This is a genomic window from Trichocoleus sp. DQ-A3 (genome assembly GCF_039961975.1).
Classification (GTDB): domain Bacteria; phylum Cyanobacteriota; class Cyanobacteriia; order Cyanobacteriales; family FACHB-T130; genus FACHB-T130.
Map to the genome: position 1 here is coordinate 133,462 of NZ_JAMPKC010000001.1, position 22,021 is coordinate 155,482.

At 45.3% G+C, this 22,021-nt stretch carries 18 protein-coding genes and 1 pseudogene; 9 read left to right on the forward strand and 10 right to left on the reverse strand.

Features of this window, described 5'->3' with window-relative positions; genetic code table 11:
- Positions 1-16 precede the first annotated feature (16 nt).
- A complete protein-coding gene (locus tag NDI44_RS00575) occupies positions 17-505 on the forward strand; it encodes a DUF4385 domain-containing protein (protein ID WP_190410090.1) in 489 nt (162 codons plus the stop codon).
- 151 nt (positions 506-656) lie between these two features.
- A complete protein-coding gene (locus NDI44_RS00580; RefSeq protein WP_190410091.1) occupies positions 657-1,556 on the forward strand; it encodes a hypothetical protein in 900 nt (299 codons plus the stop codon).
- 185 nt (positions 1,557-1,741) lie between these two features.
- Here the strand turns inward: NDI44_RS00580 and NDI44_RS00585 are convergent, their stop codons facing one another.
- Entirely contained in the window at positions 1,742-2,770 is a 1,029-nt protein-coding gene (locus NDI44_RS00585) for a hypothetical protein (protein WP_190410092.1), read from the reverse strand.
- A 294-nt stretch (positions 2,771-3,064) separates the two neighbouring features.
- Here NDI44_RS00585 and NDI44_RS00590 point away from each other — a divergent pair, with 294 nt between their 5' ends.
- Together NDI44_RS00590 and NDI44_RS00595 are read left to right on the forward strand one after the other, a co-directional pair.
- Positions 3,065-4,078, forward strand: coding sequence for a hypothetical protein (locus NDI44_RS00590; protein ID WP_190410093.1), 1,014 nt, complete (start codon positions 3,065-3,067; stop codon positions 4,076-4,078).
- 279 nt (positions 4,079-4,357) lie between these two features.
- On the forward strand, positions 4,358-4,960 hold the full coding sequence (locus tag NDI44_RS00595) for a hypothetical protein (protein ID WP_190410094.1): 603 nt from the start codon (positions 4,358-4,360) through the stop codon (positions 4,958-4,960).
- A 200-nt stretch (positions 4,961-5,160) separates the two neighbouring features.
- Here the strand turns inward: NDI44_RS00595 and add are convergent, their stop codons facing one another.
- Positions 5,161-6,174, reverse strand: coding sequence for an adenosine deaminase (gene add / locus NDI44_RS00600; protein WP_190410095.1), 1,014 nt, complete (start codon positions 6,172-6,174; stop codon positions 5,161-5,163).
- Between the two features lie 470 nt (positions 6,175-6,644).
- Here add and NDI44_RS00605 point away from each other — a divergent pair, with 470 nt between their 5' ends.
- Positions 6,645-8,900, forward strand: a complete 2,256-nt coding sequence (locus NDI44_RS00605) for a Tex family protein (RefSeq protein WP_190410096.1) — start codon at positions 6,645-6,647, stop codon at positions 8,898-8,900.
- 224 nt (positions 8,901-9,124) lie between these two features.
- Here the strand turns inward: NDI44_RS00605 and NDI44_RS00610 are convergent, their stop codons facing one another.
- The 6 genes from NDI44_RS00610 to NDI44_RS00635 all read right to left on the reverse strand — a co-directional run bounded on the left by NDI44_RS00610 (position 9,125) and on the right by NDI44_RS00635 (position 16,187).
- Entirely contained in the window at positions 9,125-9,880 is a 756-nt protein-coding gene (locus NDI44_RS00610) for a class I SAM-dependent methyltransferase (RefSeq protein ID WP_190410097.1), read from the reverse strand.
- A gap of 300 nt (positions 9,881-10,180) precedes the next feature.
- Positions 10,181-10,639, reverse strand: coding sequence for a phosphate-starvation-inducible PsiE family protein (locus NDI44_RS00615; RefSeq protein ID WP_190410098.1), 459 nt, complete (start codon positions 10,637-10,639; stop codon positions 10,181-10,183).
- A 125-nt stretch (positions 10,640-10,764) separates the two neighbouring features.
- Entirely contained in the window at positions 10,765-11,625 is an 861-nt protein-coding gene (locus NDI44_RS00620) for a nitrate ABC transporter ATP-binding protein (RefSeq protein ID WP_190410099.1), read from the reverse strand.
- 159 nt (positions 11,626-11,784) lie between these two features.
- Positions 11,785-13,788 carry a nitrate ABC transporter ATP-binding protein gene (locus NDI44_RS00625; protein WP_190410100.1) on the reverse strand — a complete coding sequence of 668 codons (2,004 nt, stop codon included), beginning with the start codon at positions 13,786-13,788 and terminating at the stop codon, positions 11,785-11,787.
- A gap of 100 nt (positions 13,789-13,888) precedes the next feature.
- Positions 13,889-14,725 (reverse strand): nitrate ABC transporter permease, encoded by an 837-nt coding sequence (gene ntrB / locus NDI44_RS00630; protein WP_190410101.1) that lies wholly within the window; start codon positions 14,723-14,725, stop codon positions 13,889-13,891.
- A gap of 103 nt (positions 14,726-14,828) precedes the next feature.
- Complete coding sequence (locus tag NDI44_RS00635; RefSeq protein ID WP_190410102.1) at positions 14,829-16,187, reverse strand: CmpA/NrtA family ABC transporter substrate-binding protein; 1,359 nt, start codon at positions 16,185-16,187, stop codon at positions 14,829-14,831.
- Between the two features lie 922 nt (positions 16,188-17,109).
- On the opposite strand from NDI44_RS00635, the gene NDI44_RS00640 reads away from it, so the two are divergent.
- The 4 genes from NDI44_RS00640 (at position 17,110) to NDI44_RS00655 (ending at position 20,437) form a co-directional block, all read left to right on the forward strand.
- Positions 17,110-17,634: a dihydrofolate reductase family protein gene (locus NDI44_RS00640; protein WP_190410103.1), complete on the forward strand. Its 525-nt coding sequence runs from the start codon at positions 17,110-17,112 to the stop codon at positions 17,632-17,634.
- A gap of 424 nt (positions 17,635-18,058) precedes the next feature.
- On the forward strand, positions 18,059-19,393 hold the full coding sequence (gene argJ / locus NDI44_RS00645; RefSeq protein WP_190410138.1) for a bifunctional ornithine acetyltransferase/N-acetylglutamate synthase: 1,335 nt from the start codon (positions 18,059-18,061) through the stop codon (positions 19,391-19,393).
- Between the two features lie 65 nt (positions 19,394-19,458).
- A complete protein-coding gene (locus NDI44_RS00650; RefSeq protein WP_190410105.1) occupies positions 19,459-19,992 on the forward strand; it encodes a hypothetical protein in 534 nt (177 codons plus the stop codon).
- 85 nt (positions 19,993-20,077) lie between these two features.
- Complete coding sequence (locus tag NDI44_RS00655; RefSeq protein WP_190410106.1) at positions 20,078-20,437, forward strand: hypothetical protein; 360 nt, start codon at positions 20,078-20,080, stop codon at positions 20,435-20,437.
- A gap of 207 nt (positions 20,438-20,644) precedes the next feature.
- Here NDI44_RS00655 and map read toward each other — a convergent pair whose 3' ends face one another.
- Together map and NDI44_RS00665 are read right to left on the reverse strand one after the other, a co-directional pair.
- A complete protein-coding gene (gene map, locus NDI44_RS00660; protein ID WP_190410107.1) occupies positions 20,645-21,406 on the reverse strand; it encodes a type I methionyl aminopeptidase in 762 nt (253 codons plus the stop codon).
- 150 nt (positions 21,407-21,556) lie between these two features.
- Positions 21,557-21,986, reverse strand: a pseudogene (locus NDI44_RS00665) (methyltransferase domain-containing protein).
- Positions 21,987-22,021: the final 35 nt, after the last annotated feature.

The window sequence follows — 22,021 nt, forward strand, 5'->3', positions numbered from 1 at the left end:
CAAAATAAAAATTATCATGCCCTTTGATTACACTTTAGATTTTAAGGCAATCGATTTTCGCTCTTCTCCCGAACTTTATCGAGTGGGTAAGGGCGAGCAGGGGGTGCTTTTGGTAGAACCCTACAAATCAGAAATTCTTCCCTACTGGCGCTTCAAAACTCCGGAAATTGCCAGAGAATCGAGTGAAAAAATTTACCAAATGTTTCTATATTACCTAGAACAAGATGATTTTGTTGGCGCGGATATGGCACGGAAGTTTTTACAAATGGGTTATACGCGATCGCGCAGATATGCCAATCATAAAAGCGGCAGAAAATTTAAGTCAAATCCTCAAAAAGAAACCTCTAAAGAATCACAGCTTCAAGCAAGGAAAGATATTTTACCCAATGAAGTAGATCCGGTAAAAGCTGAATCAGCCGCAATCTTTAAAGAAAAATGGATGCAAGCAAAGATAAATGAGAAATATTTACAGCTTTTAGCAAACCATAAACAGATGTACGAGTAAGGATGAAAGAGAATAATCTTAGCAAATAGAATTCGCAGCTTCGCCAGCCTTCCTATGTCAGTTCAAATACTGACACATAATCAACTCAGAGTTTTCGGAAACGCTTTCTACATTGGTGTTGTATACAATTAGTTTACCGAGAACAATCAAAATGAGTAATAGCCGGAAATCAATTTTATTTTTTAGCTTATTTCTCACCCTTTTGGGAACAATCACCTCTGGGAAACACGTCCTAGCGATCGCCCAATCTTCAGAATCAACCCAGCGACTAACTGTATCACAGACATCACCCTCCAAATTGGCACAGCTTTCTTCTACATGTACCTATGACGATAGAAAAACCGTAGAAACTGTGAAAGACAAAAAGGGTAAAGTGACACTGGTTGGTGAAACTTATGTCATCGTAACTGAAGGACAGGATGGTATAAGATATGCAACTTGTAATCTTCCTGATAGTTTCAAGGCAGAAGGAAAAGCAATTACATTCAGTGGTGAAGTAAAAGAAATCTATCCTAATGAACGTTGGGCAGCTACACCGTTAAAAATTACAGCGATCGCATCCAGCACTTCAACCCCAACCCCAACCCCAGTTCAGTCTATTCAAAGCCTATCGAATGGTAATTACACATTTTGTAGCAAACCTCCCTCAGGCACTGGGAACCAGCAGGGTGTAGATTTAGGTCATTGTTATGTATTTAGTAAAAAAGGAAATCGCCTAGTCGGAGACCTTTACGATACCAAAACTTTGGGCGAAGTAACCGCTTGTGTTAGCGGTGTAGTTAATAAGAGAACTGTTAGCGGCGAAGCGATAGAAATTGTCGGAGATATTGGTCGGCAAAATATACCGCCAAACTCATCAGGCACCCGGTTAGTTAATTGGGACAATCAGGGTTACTTGAAAGTTGCGAGAGCTACTGTAATTGGCAGGCTGAATAGCCCTGGCAGGAACAATGTCAGAAAAGTTCGCTATCGTTCTGCTTTGCTTAACTTAAATGGTTTTTATCGCCACAATCAACTGAAACAAGCACCTACAAACTGTTTAAAACGCTAAGAAAGGCAACCGCTAAAAGTAAGCGATCGCATTCTCAATAACAGTAGGTTAAACCCAACAACAAAGAAACCCAACCAATGCTTAATCGAGTTGGGTTTCTTTGCCGCATTCCAACTTAAATTTTGATTGATAGTAAAACTTTACTACCAATATTTGTATCAAAAATCCTCAAATTGATAAATTTATTAATTCAACTTGTCTCCAGTTGAATGAGTATACTTCTGATACCCATTGTTTGTTGGATAATTATTTGTTGGATACAAAGCATTGGATTTGAATAATTGTCCCGATTGGATAATCGCAATAGCGATGGGTTCTAAAGCTTTTGTCCAGCTGTCTCTGATTCGCTGCTGCTCTTCCGGAGTGGGGTTGGTGCTTAACCGTTGAATTTCAGCCAGGACAATTGCTGGTAGTTGCTCGTAGAAACTCATTGCTAGTTCACTACCTACCTGATTCAGCAACAGTTGCACTAAAGCAGAGCTGTTCATTACATCATTCGCAACACTACCCGTTGCACCAGTGGCAGTTGCACTAGCGGCAGTTGCACTAGCGGCAGGGGGCGGATCTAATTGGGGGATAGAATCAACGGGAGATACAGGGGTTTTAACAGGCTCAGCAGGACTTTGAAGCGTGTCGCTGGCATCTTCAATCGGAGGTTGAACAATCGCAGCGGGACTTTGAAGTGTGTCCCTGGCATCTTCAATCGGAGGTTGAACAATCGCAGCAGGACTTTGAAGCGTGTCGCTGCCATATTCAATAGCAATAGTAGGTTGAACAGCCACAGGACCTTTATGCGTATCCCAGGGGTCTTCAATCGTAGGGTGAACACCCGTAGCAGCGCCTTTAAGGCTGTCGATTGCACCTTCAATCGTAGGGTGAACACCCGCAGCAGCACCTTTTATTACTAAATCCGCAGCACCTTCAACAATCGCTTTAATACCCTCACCTACACTTTTACCAGTAAACGCCGCAGCAGCTGCACTGACTACAGCACCAAAGGTTGCTCCAGCTAAAGCAGCATTCGCGACACGCCTGCGGGTGCCTGTTGGCTGAACACCAGACTCTTCTGTAGCTGCGTCAGTCTCTTCATTCGCTGCATCTGACGCAGCATCACCGCCATCTCCGCTAGTGTCTGCTGGAGGAACGCTGGACTGTGCCGGAATCCGGTCAGTATTTTCGTCATGCCGATCAAAAGGCTGATTGCTCTGTGTCATAATGCCCCGTCTCCTGCCTACCAAAACGGCTTAACGATCTGAAGTCACTGCTACTGCTAATTTAGCGATCGCACGTATAGACTTACACCGACCTCAAGGGAGACATCCTTAAATACCCAGCAAGGTATAGCCATATACGATGATTGGGATTCCATATCTACAACTACAGATGCAATAGGTGTTGAGTCATGTCTGCCTTTAGCTCAGTTAAATCCTTCTTGAGGCTCGTTAGAGTTGCAATAGATAACGAGCTACAGCAAAACGATATTTAGATGCTTGGGGGCAAAAGAGACAATGATGACTAATAATACGCCAAATTTCGAGAGACGTGACGAAAATGCTGGCTCTAGCGAGACAGCTCAACCTTATATTCGTACAGAAAGCACAACTCAACCTAGTGGAATACCAAGAGCAGAAAACAGCCCTACGATTACATCTCAATCTGTTGCTCGGCAACAACCCACCGACATCAATGCTCGGCAACAACCCACCGACATCAATGCTCGGCAACAATCTACCGACATCAATGCTCGGCAACAATCCGGCAGTATGAATGCTGGACAACAATCTAGCAGCATGAATCCAGCCTTATCTAGAGCGCTGATGGGAGGACTCATCGGTGCTACCTTAGGGACACTAGCCGGTCTGGTAGCTGGTAGGAGAACATCTGAGGGTGTGAAACACGCTGCCAAAGGTGTTGGCGATGCGACAAAGACTATCGCTGGCGGTGTTAACCAGACTGCAAAAGGTGTTGGCGAAGCAGCAAAGACTGTAGCTGGCGGTGTTGGTCAGACAGCCAAAGGTGTTGGCGAAGCGGTTAAGAGTGTAGCTGAAGGCGTTAACTACGCTGTAGTCGGCACATTACAAGATACCGCTGAAGGTGTTAGCCAGGCTGTAGTAGGTACATTGGACGCAGTAAAGGGTACAGCTTCAAATGCTAAGCAAGTTGTAGCAGGTGCCGCAGACCAGCTACAGGATAAAACTGAGGATGCCAAGCAATCTGCAATCAGTGGATTGGACGCAGTTCAGGATGCCGCTGAGGATATCAAGCCATCTTACGAGCAGAACGTCAAGGTAGCTAAAGAGCATCCGGTGATCAGTACGCCGCAGGTCACGACAACTGCGAACATCGGCATGGAAAGGGACATGGATATGCAGACAGCATATATTTCCGGCCCAGATGAGGAAGATGTGGTTAATCGAAATAGGTTTTCAGAGACTGAAACCTCACTAGATCCTAATGCAACCTATCTCCAAGAAGGGGAAGGTTCTGGTTTCCAACGTTATGAAGATACTGCTGACATTTAGAAGCAAGTCTTGATGACTGCGAATGATTGATAGAAGGGTTAGGAGTTAGGAGTTAAGAGTTGGAAATTGATAACTCATAATTCATGACTCCTAACCTTTATCAATTGTCCCTGAAAAACAACCCTTGCAAATTAGAATAAAATTGTAATTAGTTGGGTTTGAACTAAGCGTTAGCAAAGGATATTTCCGCATTTGCTTAGGTTAAGAGAATATCGCTTTTTCCCATTTAAGCAAGCGGCTATCATCAGTATCTATTTAAGTAGAAAGGAGACGATTTTTATGATTGATAATGACAAAGTTTTGGGTGAAGATGAAATATTTGTTGAGCAAATTCCACACGAATATGATACTCCTCCGGCAGACACAGGCATGAATAATGCCTTGACTAAAATAGCGATTGGAGCATTCATTGGTGCTACGGTGGGTGCGATAGCTGGCGCTATGGCGAATAAGGGTGCCGTTGATCGGGTAAACCAGACTGTAAGAAATGCAGGAAATGCAGTCAAAAATGCCGCTGACGGTGTTAACCAAACTGTAAGAAGCGTAGGTGATGGTGTAAAGAACGTAGCTGTCAGCGTTAACGACACAGTAATCGATGTAGGGGACAAAGTTAAGGGCGTCACCCAGGATGTTAATTACACCGTAAAAGATACCCTTAGCACAGTTAAGGGTACAGCGGAGAATGTTAACGAGACTGTGAAAGGTACAGTGGATGTACTCAAGGATGCAGCGGATAATGTTAACGAGAATGTCAGAGGTGCGGGAGAAGCATTGAAAGGTGCATCTGAGGATGCCACTCCATCTGAACCTCAGATTGTCAAGGGGCCTGATAAGCAGGTAAAGTACATTTTAGTGCCAGTAGAAACTGAAGGGAATATTTGATAAACCAAACTTCGAGGAAGGGGAAGTTTAGGAACAAATACTTGAAGTGTTGCTTTTGCAACTGGACAAACTTTTGTCGTCAGAACAAATTTTAATTAGAAGCGATCGCTTTCCGGAAAATGGAAGCGATCTCTTCTTTTTTTCTAATAAAAAGGGTAGATTGAGGCTTGACTTTTATTAATTGTAGAAATTTTAAGAGATTAGGAATTGATTAAGGGCAGTGCCGTTTCAATTTTTCCAAGTAGCTCCATTTTTTCTGTGTCATCACACCAAGAAGATTTGATAGCATTTTTAATCAAATTTACAATATCATCCAAAGAAAATCCTAATTTTTCAACCAACATTCTATACTCGTAACCTAAAGTCGAATTAAACATTTTTGGATCGTCAGTATTAACCGTTATCAGCAGTCCTTCCTCGTATAATTTTTTAATCGGGTGGAGTGAGATGTCAGCAACGACTCCTGTTCTCAGATTAGAGATAGGACACATCTCTATGGGGATTTGCTCTGATTTCAAAAAGGATACTAATTCTGGATCGTCTATCGCACGTACACCATGCCCAATACGATCCACTTTTAAGCTGCGAATGGCTCCCCAGATACTCTCAGAACCTGCTGCTTCACCCGCGTGGGCAGAAGTTTTAAATCCCAAGTTTCTCGCTTGCTCGTAAACCGCTTCGTAGGGTTCGGGAGGAAATGTTTGTTCCGAGCCACCGATGCCAATTCCCAAGACTCCAAGATTTTTTACCTCGTGAATCTGCTTTACCCAAGTCATTCCCTGTTCCGGTCCGAAATCTCGAATCAGGTCGGCTACTAAATTCACTGTAATTTTATCGGCATGAACATCCAAACCTTTGCGAATTGCTTCTGTGAGTTTCTGGGGTTCCAGTCCATGTCGAATAAAATCACCTGGAGAATAAAAAGCTTCTACATAAATAATATTTTGAGAAGCCAAATCCTCAGCAACTTTACTGGCAATCAATGTAAAATCTTCGTATTCTCGTAAAAAGTTGTTCTTCCAAACCCAGGTGTCAATAAAATGTTGAAAATCTTTGTATTGAAATTTTTGCTCCATCTGGGAGAATGAATCAACGGAAGAAATGGCATTATACTTTTCTATAAGTTGCCAAAGGGCTGTGAGGGGAATTGCTCCTTCCAGATGAAGATGAATTTCAACTTTGGGTAATTGGTGCAGAGTATCATTTAGCAACATATTCTTAAAATGAAAAGTAATTTTTATCGGCGTCAGATGACACAATTTTATCGCTCAAAAATCGCCAACTCTATTTATTAGAGTTACTTTGCCTAAAGGTTATTATCTTCCTCCAAGTGGTTCACCCGATTGGGTGACAGTATGGACAGATAGCTCCCATGTGAGAATATAGCGGGCAAGCTAGTTGAGTCCAATACAAACCTAACCCCCAGCTCCTTCCCTAGTAGGAAAGGAGAGTAAGACTTAAATCAAAGCCTCTCTGCTCCTAGGACAGAGGTTTGAAGAGAGGTCAAAACTGTCCTGCACCCAACCGAGAACGGCTATATCTCATTGATATTCCTTGGCAGTAAGGGTGCCTTTACACACAATTAGTTTTCTGTCAATGTGGAAGCGATAAAAATAATTCGTGGATGGTTGTTTTAGGATGATCATCACAGAAGTGTCTGATTCGTAACTGCTGAACACATCCGATGCTGAACATTCCTCAACTACTAGCACAAGAGCTTTCCCTCAAACCTTCTCAGGTGCAAAGTGCGCTGGAACTTTTCGCCGAGGGGTCAACGATTCCCTTTATTGCTCGTTATCGGAAAGAGCGTACTGGCACAATGGACGAAATCCAGCTTCGCAACCTGTCGGAGCGATTTACCTACCTGACGGAGCTGGAAGAGCGCAAGGCGGCGATTCTGGAAGCGATCGCATCCCAAGGTAAACTCACCGATGAGCTGAAAGCTAAAATCGAATCCTCTGTGCAAAAAACCGAACTAGAGGATCTTTACTTACCCTACAAAACGAAGCGACGGACACGCGCCACCATCGCTAGGGAAAAAGGACTGGAACCCTTAGCAGAATTTATCAAGTCGCTGAACAATCGCACTGCTCAGCCTGCATCTCTGGAGTCAGAGGCGGCAAAGTATATTTCTGAAGAAAAGGGAGTGAAGACGCTGGAGGAGGCGCTTAAAGGTGCTTCTGACATTTTGGCGGAGGCGGTGTCTGAAAAAGCTGAGGTGCGATCGCATCTACGCGACTATTTGATGAACGAAGGGGTATTCGTCTCGCGCATCAAAAACGATCATCCCGAAGGTTCCACCAAATTTGAGATGTACCGAAATTTCCAGGCTTCGGTAAAAAATATTGCGCCGCACAACTTGCTGGCACTGCTGCGAGGCGAGACGGAGGAAGTATTGAACTTAGAACTTTCCTTCGATGAAGAAGTTGTCCTGTCGTATTTGGAGTCGCAGGAAATCCAAACGAAAGTCCCTGCGGTGAGAGACTTTTATCGGGGAATGCTCAAAGATGCCTTCAACCGTTTGATGAAAGCTTCCCTGATTAGCGAAGTGCGTGCTGATAGAAAAGCTTATGCAGATGTCGAGTCGATTAAGACCTTTGAAAGTAATTTGCGGGAGTTGCTGCTGTCGAGTCCAGCGGGATTGAAGCCAACGCTGGCAATCGATCCGGGATTTCGGACTGGTTGCAAAGTTGCCGTTCTGGATGAGACGGGGCAATTTTTAGAATACCAGGCTGTCTTTCCCCATCAAGCAGCCGAGCAGCGATTGAAGGCTGCTAGCACTCTCAAGAAATTGATTGAAAAGTACAATATTCAACTGATAGCCATCGGTAATGGCACTGCCGGACGAGAGACGGATGAGTTCGTTGCAGAAATTCTCAAGACGATGGATCGCAAACCGATTAAAGTCATGGTGAATGAGTCGGGAGCATCGATTTATTCTGCGAGTGATGTCGCGATCGCAGAATTCCCCGATCTGGATATTACCGTTCGCGGTGCCATCAGCATCGGTCGTCGCTTGCAAGATCCCTTAGCCGAACTCGTCAAAATTGATCCCAAATCGATTGGCGTCGGACAGTATCAACACGATGTCGATCAAAAATTACTGAAAACGAAGCTAGATGATACGGTAGAAAGTTGCGTGAACTATGTCGGTGTGGATTTAAACACAGCCTCAAAAGAACTTTTGACCTTTGTTTCCGGGATGACACCAACGGTTGCAAAAAATATCATCACCTATCGCAACAAACAAGGTGCATTCAAAAACCGCCGGGAACTTCTGAAAGTGCCAAAATTAGGACCAAAAGCCTTTGAACAGGCGGCTGGTTTCTTGCGGATTCGCGCTGGCGAAAATCCTTTGGATAATACAGCCGTGCATCCTGAGAGTTATGGGGTTGTACAAGCGATCGCTAAAGATTTAAATGTGCCGTTGGAGCAGATTACGCAGGTTGCAGAAAAACTTAAGTCAACCAACTTGAAGAAATACGTCACCGATACCGTCGGCGAACCAACGCTGCGCGATATTATCAGCGAATTGGAAAAACCGGGAAGAGATCCCCGCGCCGAGTTTAAGTATGCCACTTTTAAGGAAGGAGTCAAAGAAATAAGGGATCTCCAAATTGGCATGGAACTGGAAGGGATTGTGACGAATGTTGCTAACTTTGGCGCGTTTGTCGATATCGGCGTTCACCAAGATGGTTTGGTGCATATTTCGCAACTCTCTGACCGATTTGTAGACGATCCAAAACAAATTGTCAAAGTAGGACAAGTCGTGAAAGTGCGAGTGCTGGAAGTCAACGAGCAATTGAAACGCATTAGTTTGTCGATGAAATCAGCAGGCGAAGCGAGTGGCGGAAGTAGTGTGAAAAAAACAAGCGATCGCACGCAGCAAAAATCACCGACACTGAACGACTTAAAAACAAAGTTTGGTAGAAAATCGTAAGCTTGCAACTTCCTAGCTCGATACCCCAACCCCCCTAAAAAGGGGGGCTAAAATTCTTAAGACTTTGGCAATATTGGGTAAGCTGTAAATAAAAAAATACTTTTTTATTTACAGCTTCTGATTTTTATCAAGTTTTTTTAGTTTAGAAATGAAAAATATTGGTCTTAGCTTCCCTTAAAAAGGGGGATTGGGGCCCTCAAATATAGCAGCAGCCCAAAATTATCTTATCCCTCCAGCTTTTGAAATACCATCAAATGCTGCTGAGGTAAAAAGCTTTTTGTTTCCAACCATTGCAAACCCACTGCTGCCATTTCTTTACGCACTTGCTTTTGAGTCATTTTGTGCAGCGCTTTGATCAGAATAAACGGATTTTCACCGCGATACTCAACTAAAACTACACGTCCACCTGGTTTAAGCGCCTTCACAAGTGCTTCCATCACTTCTCTGGGATACTCAAATTCGTGATAAGCATCCACCATTAACGCCAAATCGACACTTGCTGTCGGCAGATTTGGGTCTTTAATTGTGGCTAAAATTGGCTCAACATTCGTAATATTTCCCTCTTTTTTCATAAAATTCATCATGTCGAGCATCTCCGGCTGAACATCCACCGCCAGCACCTTCCCTTGTGACACGAGGGGAGCAATGCGAAAGCTCATGTATCCCGTCCCGGCTCCGATATCTGCCACAATATCAGTAGGTTTCAAGTCAAGGGCATTCACCACTTTAGAAGGTCGCTCTTCAGCTTCTCGACTCGGTCGTTCCAGCCAAAATGCTCCCTCATGTCCCATCACTTTAGCAATTTCTCGACCCATGTAAAACTTGCCAATGCCTTCTGAGCTGTGGTTGCTTCGTTCCTGATAAATCGCGTTATCAGAAGCTATTGTATTTGTTAGTCCCGTGTCAGCAGGATTAAGCAAGAAACCGCCTATCATTACCAAAATAATCACTGCTAAACGTAATTTTTTCAAAATTTCCATCCTTGGTTTACCTAAATATGTCTCTGCTTTGTGCCCCAAAGCTCAACTTAGCACTCAGACAGTCAAGAGCATATCATCCGATTCCTTAAAATCTTCGGAATTCCCGAAGAAACGGCTATATGAAGAATCGGATGTATTAGGAAGTAGCTGGTGATGCGATCGCGGCATCGACTAATGGACTAATCCCACTCGGGATTCTCAAACCACCGCTGGACGCCCATTTAAGTTGAAATTTCATCATTAAGTGCGCTTCGATCTGCCGGTGTGGGTGTCAGTCCTCAACCTGCCTTATTCGGTATGCTATTTGGCATTCATGTGACGAATAATCCAATAACTAATTGAAAGAGATAATAGGGCAATTCCCAACCCAATTATGTCAACCCCTGATGTTTTTTCCAAATCTAAAATAATAATTTTTCTAGCAACAGCGATTATAGAAGTAACAATAACTAATTCAACTTGAATAACGTGTTTTTTTAGATATGCAGTGATATTTTCTAGTATTTCAAGAGCAATCAAAACATTCAAAAACAACCCAAATATTTTGAATAATGTTTTAGTAAAAGGCTCATCTGGTTGACCAATCAGCGTTTGTAGCAAAGACAAGCCTAGATTCCAAATTGCTAACAGGATAACTAATATCATAGCAACCGAAAGAACCTTGGAAACTATGCCTTCTATATTTTCCAGCCCGTGCAGAAAGTTTTCGTCTTTGGAAGCGGCTCTGAGTTGTTTTGTTAGCTTTCTGCCTATCCGCATTTTCCCAGCCTCTTTACTATAGAAACACCATTGAGATTGTTTAAAAAGCGTTAGTATTTTTTATAATTAACGCGCTAAAAGGCAAAAGGAAAAAAGGTGCGTTATTTTTCCTTTTGCCTTTTGCTTTATTCGTCGTCGTGAGCGAAGCGGTTGTAGAGGAAATCCAGAGCGTGATTCCGCAGTTTGTAGTATTGCGGATCTTCCATAATGCGGGCGCGATCGCGCGGACGCGGAAAAGGTATTTCCATTACCTCACCAATTTTAGCGTGAGGCCCATTCGTCATCATCACCAATCGATCTGCTAGAAATAGAGCCTCATCAATATCGTGAGTGATCATCAACACCGTCGCCCGGTTGTCGTTCCAAATTTTTAGCAGTTCTTCCTGTAATTCTTCCTTAGTAATTGCATCCAACGCCCCAAAAGGCTCATCCAAAATCAATACTTGGGGACGAATCGCCAAAGCACGAGCAATACTCACCCGCTGTTTCATCCCGCCGGATAGTTGAGGCGGCTTTTTGTCAGCAGCTTCTGTGAGTCCCACCATTGCTAGATGATCTCGGACTATTGCCCTTTTTTCGGCTTCCGGCTTATTAGGATAAACTGCGTTAACCGCCAGGTAAATGTTTTCAAACGCAGTCCGCCAAGGTAACAAAGCGTAATTCTGGAATACTACCATGCGGTCTGGCCCTGGCTGGGTGATGCGCTTCGAGCCAACCCGAACCTCGCCGCTGCTGGGCGTATTGAAACCCGACACCATGTTGAGCAGTGTCGATTTACCACAGCCAGAGTGACCGATGAGGCAGATAAACTCGCCTTGCTGTACGGTAAGGTTAACGTCTTCCAGCACCGTGTAAGGACCTTTTGGTGTTGGATAAACTTTGGATACGTTCTCAATCACCAAAAACGGTGAACTAGGGGATTTTTGAGTGTTGAGGTTTGAGTTTTGAGTTAAAGAATTTGAGGTTTGAAAGTTAAAAGCTTGCATGGCTGTAGAAGGAGTAAATAAACTGTGGGAGCAAAACTAGGGGATTTCTAATCGCGGCTACACAGGCAAAACTCTACAAAAGTGGGTTTCAAATTCAATCCACGCAGGCGGACAAGAGTTTGTATAGCCGCGAATGACCTTCGCTGGGGTTTCTATTAATTAAGCTGCCGTCTTTGTCCTGGAATCGATGACAACTTCCGCAACTGAAAAATCCTGCTTAATTGCCAGACTGTTGAGGTAGGCAATTGGGTCATCGGCGTTAAAGGGAGTGCCGTCAAAAAGTTGAATTGCGCCGCGAGTGTAACTAATGTCAAGACCCAGTTCTCGCGCTGCTGTACTGAACGCACCAACTCGACAGACTCGTTCCAGGATTTCTACCCAATTTCTGGGGAAAGGAGTATCGCCCCAACGCGCTAGCTGTGTCATAATCCAAAGTTGCTCAGTACGACTGGGACGGTTGACTCCACCTTCACCGTAAAACTGGTGATGGGCATACTCGCGCATGGGATGCTCTAAGCTACAGGCAGAGTAGTTTGGTTCTCCCATCTGGATGTAAGCCAAATCGGTGCTTACATACTCCCGTCGCGCCAAAATCTCCCGAATTTCTTGGGCATTAGCCATATCTGCACAGTATTTGCAAGCCTCTAAGAGAGCTTTAACTAAGGCAATGTGGGTGTTCGGATAAGCTGCTGCCCAGTCTTCCCGCACTCCTAGAACTTTGCCTGGGTGTCCCAGCCAAATTTCTAAGTCTGTCGCAATAGTAAAGCCAATTTCTTCCTCGGCGGCGCGGAGGTTCCAAGGTTCCCCGACGCAGTAACCGTCAATCGTTCCGGCTTGCAAATCCACTACCATTTGGGCGGGAGGAATGGTTTTTAGGGATACGTCGCGGTCGGGGTCAATGCCACCAGCTGCCAGCCAGTAACGCAGCAGCAAGTTGTGCATGGAACTGGGATGCACCATTCCCATCCGGTGCTGACGATCGGGGGTGCGACGCAGGTAATCTTTAAAATCAGATAAGGTGTACACGCCTTCCTCGTAGAAGTGCTTGGCGAGGGTGATTGCGTTGCCGTTGCGGGTCATGGTCAGGGAGGTGACGACCGGAATGGGGCGGTTTTCATGACCTCCCAGAGTTAACCAGAGGGGCATTCCAGAAGGCATTTGGGCGGCATCTAAATATCCGCCAGTCATGCCGTCGGTGATTCCCCGCCAGCTGGTTTCGCGCATCAGGTTGACTTCATCGAGTCCATGTTTGGTAAAGAAACCTTTTTCTTTAGCGATAGCTAGAGGTGCACAAGCAGTTAGGGGTAAGAAGCCAATATCGAGATTAACTTTTTCGAGTCCGTGACGCGCGATCGCTGTCGTCTTCCTGGCGCGAATTTTCTTAATCCGTTTCTGCTGATTGAGGAAGTAAATCATCTCACTTCGCAAGCTGTAGTAGCTGGGATGTTCTACCACTTCCATCCGCTTGCGGGGTCGGGGAATATCAACTTCCAGAATTTGACCAATCTTGGATTCTGGCCCATTGGTGAGCATTACAATTCGGTCAGATAACAGTACCGCTTCATCGACATCGTGAGTCACCATGACAGCGGTAACTTGGTTTTCTTCGCAAATTTTCATTAGCTGTTCTTGCAAGTTACCCCGCGTCAGGGCATCTAATGCACCAAACGGTTCATCGAGTAGCAGTAACTTGGGACGAATCGCGAGGGCGCGAGCGATCGCTACCCTTTGTTTCATTCCACCGGATAATTGAGCGGGTGGCTTATCGGCAGCATGACGCAACCCTACCATATCGATATGCTGCTCAACGATTGCTTTGCGTTCCCCGGCTGGCAAATCTTTCATCACCGAGTTTACAGCTAACGCAATATTTTCTCGTACTGTGCGCCAAGGCAATAGCGAATAATTTTGGAATACTACCATCCGGTCAGGGCCAGGTTTAGTAATGCGTTGCCCTTCCAGCGTCACTACACCTTCAGTTGGCAAATCTAAGCCTGCCACCATGTTTAACAAAGTGGATTTACCACAACCGGAGTGACCAATTAGAGAGACAAATTCTCCCTTCTTTATCTGGAGGTCTATTCCTTTGAGGGCGACATAGGTGCCACCGCCGGTTAGCGAAAAAACTTTATCAATTTGGTCAACGGCAACAAAAACGCTCATGGTAGTTGGTGATTGGTAATTGGTAATTGGTGATGACTAACGGGTGATTGGTAGTAGGTAATAGGTAGTAAGTAGGCGCTTTTTACCCATTACCCAGTCCCTACTTCTGTCCTTCGGGTAAAATCCGCGTTTCGATCCAACCCATCGCTTTATCTAGCAGCAGACCAACAACACCGATGTAGATTAAAGCCAAGATAACTTCGCTAACTGCGTTATTCTGATAAGCTTCCCAGATAAAGAAGCCAATCCCGACAATCCCGGACATCACAATTTCTGCTGCGATAATTGCCAACCAAGCCAAACCGATTGCAATTCTCAAACCTGTGAAAATGTAGGGTAAAGCAGCAGGAATGAGAATATTGAAGAAGTATTCTTTCCGTGAAAGCTGCAAAACTTTGGCGACGTTGTTGTAATCTTGGGGGATTTGCTTCACTCCGACCGCTGTATTAATCAAGATAGGCCAAATAGCGGTGATAAAAATTACGAAAAGGGCGGCTGGTTCGTTTTGGCGCAATGCTGCCAAAGAAATTGGCACCCAAGCTAGAGGCGGTACGGTTCGCAATAACTGGAAGATGGGATCTAAAGCTTTGGACATCATTTTATTCGTACCAATCAAGATGCCCAAGGCAATACCAATAATCGCTGCTAAGGAGTAACTAATAGCGACTCGTTGTAAACTAGCGAGAATCTGCCAAAACAAACCTTTGTCCGTACCGCCTCGGTCATAAAAAGGCCAGAAAATTAGTATCCAAGTATCTTTGACAACCTGTATTGGCCCTGGTAGCGTTGCACCTGGAGTCCAAGAAAACAGCTGCCACGCGCCGAGGAAGATAGCGATCGCAATAATTGGCGGTATCAGGTCAGGAAATTGTTTGTTCAGGCGGGATAACCAGGTGTTCTGGGAAGCAGTTGCAGGGCGTCTTTGTAGCGTTGTCATGGACAGTGTTCTCCTAAACTTTACTAATTGACTAAGGGGTTGTTGGTCTATTGGTTGCTGTCTGTTGTCCGTTGTTTGTTATCAACTAACTGCCGACAACCGACTAAGCTTTCACCTTTTTGATTTTCAGTTGTTGCAGGTAAGCTGTGGGATTCTCTGGGTCAAACTTGACACCATCAAAAAATTCTTCAACGCCACGAGACGTACTTGTAGGAATGTCGGCAGCAGAAATTCCGGCTTCTTTGGCAGCTTCTCGCCAAATGTCTTCCCGATTGACTTTATCAATAAGGGCTTTAGCATTTGCCAATGCAGATTCAGGCAAAAATCCCCAGCGGACGCTTTCTGTGATAAACCAAAGATCGTGGCTCTTATAAGGATAAGAAACACTTCCTTTTTCATCTTTCCAGTAAAGAGATGCCATTGATTTATCATCAATGACACGACCATCGCCCATGTCATATTTCCCCTGAAATGGTTCGGCTAAAATTTCGGATGGAAGATTAAAATAATTTCGTTCGCCAAGGATTTCAGCGGCTTCTTTCCGGTTGTCAAAATTATCTAACCACTGCTGCGCTTCCATCAGACCTTTCAAAAGTGCTTTGGTAGCTTTGGGATTCTTGTCAACCCACTCTGCTTTCATAGCAAAGTATTCTTCTGGGTGGCACTTCCAAATTTCCGCTGTCAATGCTGAAATGAAGCCAATCTTATCTTTAACAATTCGATAAGGCCAGGGGTCGCCTGTACTGAAAGCATCCATCGTTCCCGTCTTCATATTGGCAACAGTTTGAGCAGAGGGTACGGGAATTAATTTAACTTCCGTATCTGGATCGATGCCGTTTCCTGCTAACCAGTAGCGAATCCAGAAATCCTGATTAACTTGTGAAAAAGTATAAGCAGCGGTAAAAGGAGTTTTTGCGGATTTGAGTCCGTCAAAAAATGCCGTCGCTTTGTCCATTTTTAACTCAAGACCTTTTCCGAGATGCTTGCTAGCAATCGCGATTCCATTTCCATGAGTAATCAACTGAGCCAGCACGTACATGGGAATTTTCTGATTACCTTTGGTGATTAAACCTTCAGTAATGAGATGCGGCATTGGCATCTGATATTGACCACCATCAACGCCGCCACCCGCTGAACCTATTTCGGTGTTATCCCGCATAGAACCCCAGGAAGCTTGCTTGGAAAGCTCAACTCCAGTCATGCCATACTTGGCAAAGAAGCCTTTTTCTTGAGCAATAATAAAAGGAGCTGCTTCTACAATTGGGATATATCCTAGTTTTACTTTATTAGTTTCCGGTGCTTGTTCTGGGCTAATGTTAGCGGCAGGCGTTGTCTGTGCTTGCGTTCTGTTGCTGAATTCCGGGGGATTTCCTAAACAGCCTTTGAGCAATAAAGACCCCATTGCGGATGCTCCAGCAGTTAGGATAAATTTGCGGCGTGAAAGTTTAGAAAATTCGCTCATAAAGTCTCCTTCCTACAATCTGGTTTAGTATTTTGAACGGAAGAGCTATCTTAATTAAAAGAACGCTTTTTGAACGCAAAAGCCATGCCAATTAGAGGCATACCAAACCGATTTCCTAGAAGGGTCAAAGGTTTAATGCACTAAAATTGACGGTTGTTTGCTACAACCAAGTCGCGAACCTAGTGATAGATTTACGACAATTAGCTTTTGAAAAATTTGCTGAGGTTGGTCGCGCTAGCTTCTTTGCGTCAGGTAACGCTGCTTTTCCTCTGCGTTAAAGGTAAATATATCACCTTGATTAGTGAGCGCCTAGCTAAAAAGCGTTACTTATCAGTGGAATCTTCAATGGTATTTATAAATTTTTTCTTTAGATTAGACGCCATAATCAGCTAAACCAATAGGCTGATTAACGGGTGATTATCTAAACTCCTGAATTTGACCTAAAACCTAATTCAAGGCAGCGCGATCGCTCAAATTGCATACATCAGGCAGACTTGTTAATGAAAAATCCAATGGTAATCATAGAAATTTCCTTGGATGTCATCGCTCGACCGAATAAACAGCCTAATTAAGTTTTGCTTATTTAACCGATTTAATCAGGTTTATCAAATTTCCTCAACTTGAGGCGATCGCTGATGCTGAATGTATTGATCCCTCTAGCCTGTCGGGAGAGCTAAATTCATCTTCTATTTCCGCCTAACACACCAAGCAGACTAGTGATCTTGGTAGATTACGATGTGAAGCGAGCAGCCAGGTTGTGGTTGGGTTTCGCTCCCACACAAGCCTAACGAACGGCTTTTCAAAGGTTTCAAGAGTTTTGGAGAGTCTTGCAGCTCGAAACCTCGTCCCCAACTCTCTCTTTGCTTGCAGGGAATAGCCGGGGTGGGGTAAAACTGGACTGCATCCAAACCAGAATTGCTGTATGCGAAAACTAAAATATTACGTAGCTTGCACCATTGATGGGTTTATTGCCCACGAAGACCACACAATTGATGGTTTTCCTTCGGAAGGCGAACACATAACCGATTATCTCGAATCGCTCAAGCAGTTTGATGTCGTTTTAATGGGACGCAGGACATACGAGTTCGGGCTAAAGCTCGGCGTGACTAATCCTTATCCAGCGATGAAGCAGTACGTTTTCTCGCGGACGATGAAGGAAAGCCCCGATGAGAATGTTGAACTCGTTTCGGACAATATTACTGAATTGGTCAGGAAATTGAAAAATGAAACCGGCAAAGACATCTACCTTTGCGGTGGCGCGGATTTAGCGACAATGCTTCTTGGCGAAAACTTGATTGACGAGATCATCCTGAAGTTGAGTCCGGTACTATTCGGTTCGGGCATTCCACTTTTTTCTGGAGTCATCAAGCAAACCGCTTTAGAACTCACGGACAGCAAAATCTATGCAACTGGTGTCTTATTGCTTCATTATCGGGTGAAGAATTGAAGTATTAAGGCTTACAGATTAGAGGATATTAAGGTCAAGCGATTGCTTCTGAAGTTCCGCTTGCTTGAGATAAGATGCTCCTCGCCTGATGGACGATTAGTTCTTACAAGCCTAAAAGACTCACCACCATTTTTAGCAATCCGATCCGCGAAAACCTGTGCCAGTCGCCAACTTCCGAAACCAGACAGCGCTGTTGGGGACGCGATCGCTTCTCCCCAATTGCTCGCGTAGAAGGGGGCGTGAACTGTAGAAAGCATCCACAAAGCAAATTGACTTTTTGGGCGCTAGGCTAACGCCTCGCTTTGCTATTTTCATGCCCAAAGGGCTGTACGCGATCGCGTCCAATTTAATTTATGACTCAGTAACACTCACCGCAGCCCTGAGAATTGCTAAAATTTGCATCATTTATCTTTCAGGGGGAGTGATGACAAACTGGCAAATCATTAGTGGTGGAGTAACGGCTCCTAGAGGGTATCGGGCGGCTGGAATCGCCGCCGGACTAAAGCCTTCAGGCTTACCGGATTTAGCGCTAATTTATTCAGAGGTAGAAGCGATCGCAGCAGGCGTTTTCACCACCAGTCAAGTACGCGCCGCTTGTGTCGATTATTGCCGTCAGCACCTCTCTACCAAACACAGCGCCCACGCAATTCTCTGCAATGCTGGGCAAGCCAACGCCGCTACGGGTTCCCAAGGTTGGATCGACGCGATTGAAAGCGCTCAGATGTTGGCTCAAATACTGAATATCTCCTCTGACTCTATCTTGTTGGCATCTACGGGCGTTATTGGGCAACGAATTAAGATGGATGCCCTGCGGGATGGGATTCCTAAATTGGTCGCCGCTGCTTCTGAAACCGGCGGCGATGCAGCCGCCCAAGCGATCGTCACCACCGACTTAGTGACCAAATCGATTGCCCTAGAGACCACTTTTGGCGATCGCCCGGTGCGAATCGGCGGTATGGCAAAGGGATCTGGGATGATTCATCCCAACATGGCGACGATGCTAGCTTTTGTCACTTGCGATGCGGCGGTTGCTCCTTCTCTCTGGCAAAAAATGGTGAGTCGAGCCGCTGACCAAAGTTTTAACCAAATTACCGTAGATGGCGATACCAGTACCAACGATACGCTGATCGCCTTAGCAAATGGGGAATCTCGCACCCCAGCGATTACCGAGATGGGACCAGACGCCGAGAAATTAGAGGCGATGCTGACTGAAGTTTGCCAATATTTAGCGAAAGCGATCGCCCGTGATGGCGAAGGGGCTACCTGCTTAATTGAAGTGCAAGTTACCGGCGCATCGGATGAAAAAGCTGCCCGTCAGGTTGCCAAAACCGTTGTCGGTTCATCCTTAGTTAAGTCAGCCGTGTTTGGGCACGATCCCAACTGGGGACGAATTGCCGCAGCGGCGGGTCGTTCCGGAGTGCTATTCGATCAAGAACATCTCCGCATTCAGCTAGGGGACTTCTTATTGATGGAAAATGGTCAACCGTTGCCCTTCGATCGGGCGGCGGCGAGTGCTTATTTAAAACAAGCGGCGGCGGCGTCGGCAAAAGAGGTTCTCAGCACTGATTCCAGCAATGACTTAATGCAAGTACAGTCGGGTGAACCTGTTGCGTTTAGTCGTCCTGCATCGCCGACTGATTTTAAAGATCAGACCGTTGCGATCTCGCTGAGCATCGGGAATGGTTCGGGTTCTGGAGTCGCCTGGGGCTGCGACTTGAGTTATGACTATGTGAAGATTAACGCTGAGTACACAACCTGACTTTTGAGGAATTTGACCGATCTGTTGTGGGTGCCATACTGCGGACTCTCGCAAAGGTTAATAGGATGAAAACTAAAACAACCAAAAATATCATCAAATTTCAATCCTATAAGTTTGCCTTTGAGCGCATGGAAGAGGCAATTCAAAAAGAGTTTTTCCTGGAATCAATTATGATTGCGGAAAGCATCATTTCAGATCGGCTTCTCAGTTACTTAGTTGTTAGACTGAAAGAAGCCGGAGAAACTCATCAGGTTACAAATAAAGAAACTTTCCTAGGAAGATTGATTCAGGAATGGAAAAGGCGGGATGAGAAAGTTCCGTATAAAACTAGGGAAGATTTGATTGATGCTGTGAGGCTCTGGAGCTACGACCGGAATGAATGCGCTCATGGTCTTGTGAAATCTCGACCGGGCGACCCGACTACATCGGTAGAAGAGTTTACCAAAAAAGCTTCTAACTGTGCAGTCAATGGGAAACAGCTAGCCCGTGATATCTGTAGCTGGACGCAAAGCAAAAAATCAAAAATTAGAAAGACGAAAGTCCAAGCGCCTGAATCAATCGATACACCCACACAGCCTGCTTGTTCTGATTTAATTTAGGGCGATCGCTTGGTGAAAGCGATCGCTGAGTGCCCCATGAAATTACCAACACACGCATTGTCCTCCCTAGGAGGATCGATAATGTATGTTCAGAAAAATGGAGTTGCTTTGCCTTGCCATCATGTTGGGAATCGCCTTGCTGCCCAAACAAACACTGGCGCAAGAGTCATCTTACTTAGAATCGCGGATTTCTAGATTGGAATCCGAAACTTACCAATTGCGATCGCAAATAAATCAGCTACAGTCGCAGTTACAAGGACAGAACCAGTCCCCCTCTGGAAGAACCGGCTCAACGAAACCAGCGCCTCCTATCGCCCCTAGAGGCAATCGACCAGCCTCAGCAGACCCCATGTTTGACCGCCTAGCCACTCTGGTAATCGAACTCAAGCAGCGTATCAACAAACTAGAAGCACAAGTTGCTGAATTACAAAAACAACGCCGTTGAAACTCCCCACGGCTATAAGCCGGGGGATGCTTTCACCTCAGGGATTTCCATGAATTTATCCTCCCAAAGGTACTGCGGCGAAGAATTGGGTAGAAACCAAACAATTTTAGATTTTTTAACCAAAACCTGGTGCATCTACGCTCCTGATAAATTCCCAGCAATTTCTCGATCCCGACAAAGCAACCTTTGATCGGGAAACCGCTAATCTTAAGCTTGGGTAAGGATTTCGACGCCTTCCTCAGTAACAGCCACCGTATGCTCAAACTGAGCGGAGAGCTTGCGATCGAGTGTGACAGCCGTCCACCCATCGTCGAGAAGCTCGACTTCCCAAGTTCCCTCATTAATCATCGGTTCAATCGTAAAAACCATGCCCGGTCTTAGACGCTTCCCGGTTCCACGTCTACCATAATGGAGGATCTCAGGTGCCGTATGGAAAATCCGGTGAACACCGTGTCCCGCGAAGTTCCGCACCACCGAAAAACCTTCTCCTTCAGCGTACTCTTGAATCGCTGCCCCAATATCGCCAATCCGCGCCCCCGGCTTGACTTCAGCAATTCCTCTGTTTAGGCACTCCAGCGTCACCTCAACCAACTTTTTCGCGATGGGTGAGGGCTTCCCGACAAAAAACGTCTTAGAGGTATCGCCGTGGTAGCCATCCACCAGCGGCGTCACATCAATGTTAATGATGTCTCCTTCTTTGAGAACCTGTTTAGCGCTGGGGATGCCGTGACAGACCACCTCATTGATACTGGTGCAAAGAGACTTGGGAAATCCCTTGTAGCCCAGCGGGGCGCTTTTCGCTTTGTGAGCCAAAGTCCAGCGTTCAGCTTCATCGTTGATTTCTAGGGTACTGACTCCTGGCTTGACCATCGGTTCTAGATGGTTGAGGAGTTCAGCCGCCAAGCGTCCAGCCTGACGCATTTTATCCAACTCCCGGTTTGACAACAGCTCAATTGTTTCGCTTTTCATCTGTAATATATTTCCTTGATTTTCTGGTGGCGATTAGCCGCTTGTGAGGCAAGAGAAGGCGTCTCATTTGCAGCTAATTCGTGTATCTGGGAATGCAGAGTAGACGCGCTGCTTCCCCCTGGCTCTGTTTCTGGTGCGTTCTGGAGTGGTTTATTTCTGGGCGTGAATCACCTGCAAACTTCCACCTGCATGGAGAGTCGGTTCTTCCACCAGATTAAACCCAATCTCCTGCAACAACCCAGCCAAATCCGTCTTTAACAGCTGCCAAGCGGTTTCTGTTTCAAACAGCCACAAAAATAGGGAGATTGGAGGCCAAAATAGCGGATTTGTGGGACGATGAAAATCGACTAAGGCAAAGATACCTTCCGGTTTTAGTACCCGGTAGACTTCTTGGAGAATTTGCCGCAATCGATCGGGTTCCATTTCATGCATAGCAGCACGTTTCTGAATCGATCGTTAACCCTTGCAAAGGTAGTTGACGAAATCTTGCTTCCCCGCCTACACTCACAGCAGCTAAACGAGCGATCGCATCATACAGCCACTGGTGTTGATAACTCCAAGTACTTAAAATAGTAGCCACTACTCTACCCGTAGTTAAAATCTGTATCTCTTATT

Coding starts and splice junctions, on each gene's coding strand:
- NDI44_RS00615 (WP_190410098.1), bottom strand. CDS start 10,639: ATGCGGATAGGCAGAAAGCTAACAAAACAACTCAGAGCCGCTTCCAAA.
- NDI44_RS00580 (WP_190410091.1), top strand. CDS start 657: ATGAGTAATAGCCGGAAATCAATTTTATTTTTTAGCTTATTTCTCACC.
- map (WP_190410107.1), bottom strand. CDS start 21,406: ATGAAAAGCGAAACAATTGAGCTGTTGTCAAACCGGGAGTTGGATAAA.
- NDI44_RS00650 (WP_190410105.1), top strand. CDS start 19,459: ATGAAAACTAAAACAACCAAAAATATCATCAAATTTCAATCCTATAAG.
- NDI44_RS00590 (WP_190410093.1), top strand. CDS start 3,065: ATGATGACTAATAATACGCCAAATTTCGAGAGACGTGACGAAAATGCT.
- NDI44_RS00605 (WP_190410096.1), top strand. CDS start 6,645: ATGCTGAACATTCCTCAACTACTAGCACAAGAGCTTTCCCTCAAACCT.
- NDI44_RS00575 (WP_190410090.1), top strand. CDS start 17: ATGCCCTTTGATTACACTTTAGATTTTAAGGCAATCGATTTTCGCTCT.
- NDI44_RS00640 (WP_190410103.1), top strand. CDS start 17,110: ATGCGAAAACTAAAATATTACGTAGCTTGCACCATTGATGGGTTTATT.
- NDI44_RS00595 (WP_190410094.1), top strand. CDS start 4,358: ATGATTGATAATGACAAAGTTTTGGGTGAAGATGAAATATTTGTTGAG.
- NDI44_RS00620 (WP_190410099.1), bottom strand. CDS start 11,625: ATGCAAGCTTTTAACTTTCAAACCTCAAATTCTTTAACTCAAAACTCA.
- NDI44_RS00655 (WP_190410106.1), top strand. CDS start 20,078: ATGTTCAGAAAAATGGAGTTGCTTTGCCTTGCCATCATGTTGGGAATC.
- NDI44_RS00635 (WP_190410102.1), bottom strand. CDS start 16,187: ATGAGCGAATTTTCTAAACTTTCACGCCGCAAATTTATCCTAACTGCT.
- add (WP_190410095.1), bottom strand. CDS start 6,174: ATGTTGCTAAATGATACTCTGCACCAATTACCCAAAGTTGAAATTCAT.
- NDI44_RS00625 (WP_190410100.1), bottom strand. CDS start 13,788: ATGAGCGTTTTTGTTGCCGTTGACCAAATTGATAAAGTTTTTTCGCTA.
- argJ (WP_190410138.1), top strand. CDS start 18,059: ATGACAAACTGGCAAATCATTAGTGGTGGAGTAACGGCTCCTAGAGGG.
- NDI44_RS00610 (WP_190410097.1), bottom strand. CDS start 9,880: ATGGAAATTTTGAAAAAATTACGTTTAGCAGTGATTATTTTGGTAATG.
- ntrB (WP_190410101.1), bottom strand. CDS start 14,725: ATGACAACGCTACAAAGACGCCCTGCAACTGCTTCCCAGAACACCTGG.
- NDI44_RS00585 (WP_190410092.1), bottom strand. CDS start 2,770: ATGACACAGAGCAATCAGCCTTTTGATCGGCATGACGAAAATACTGAC.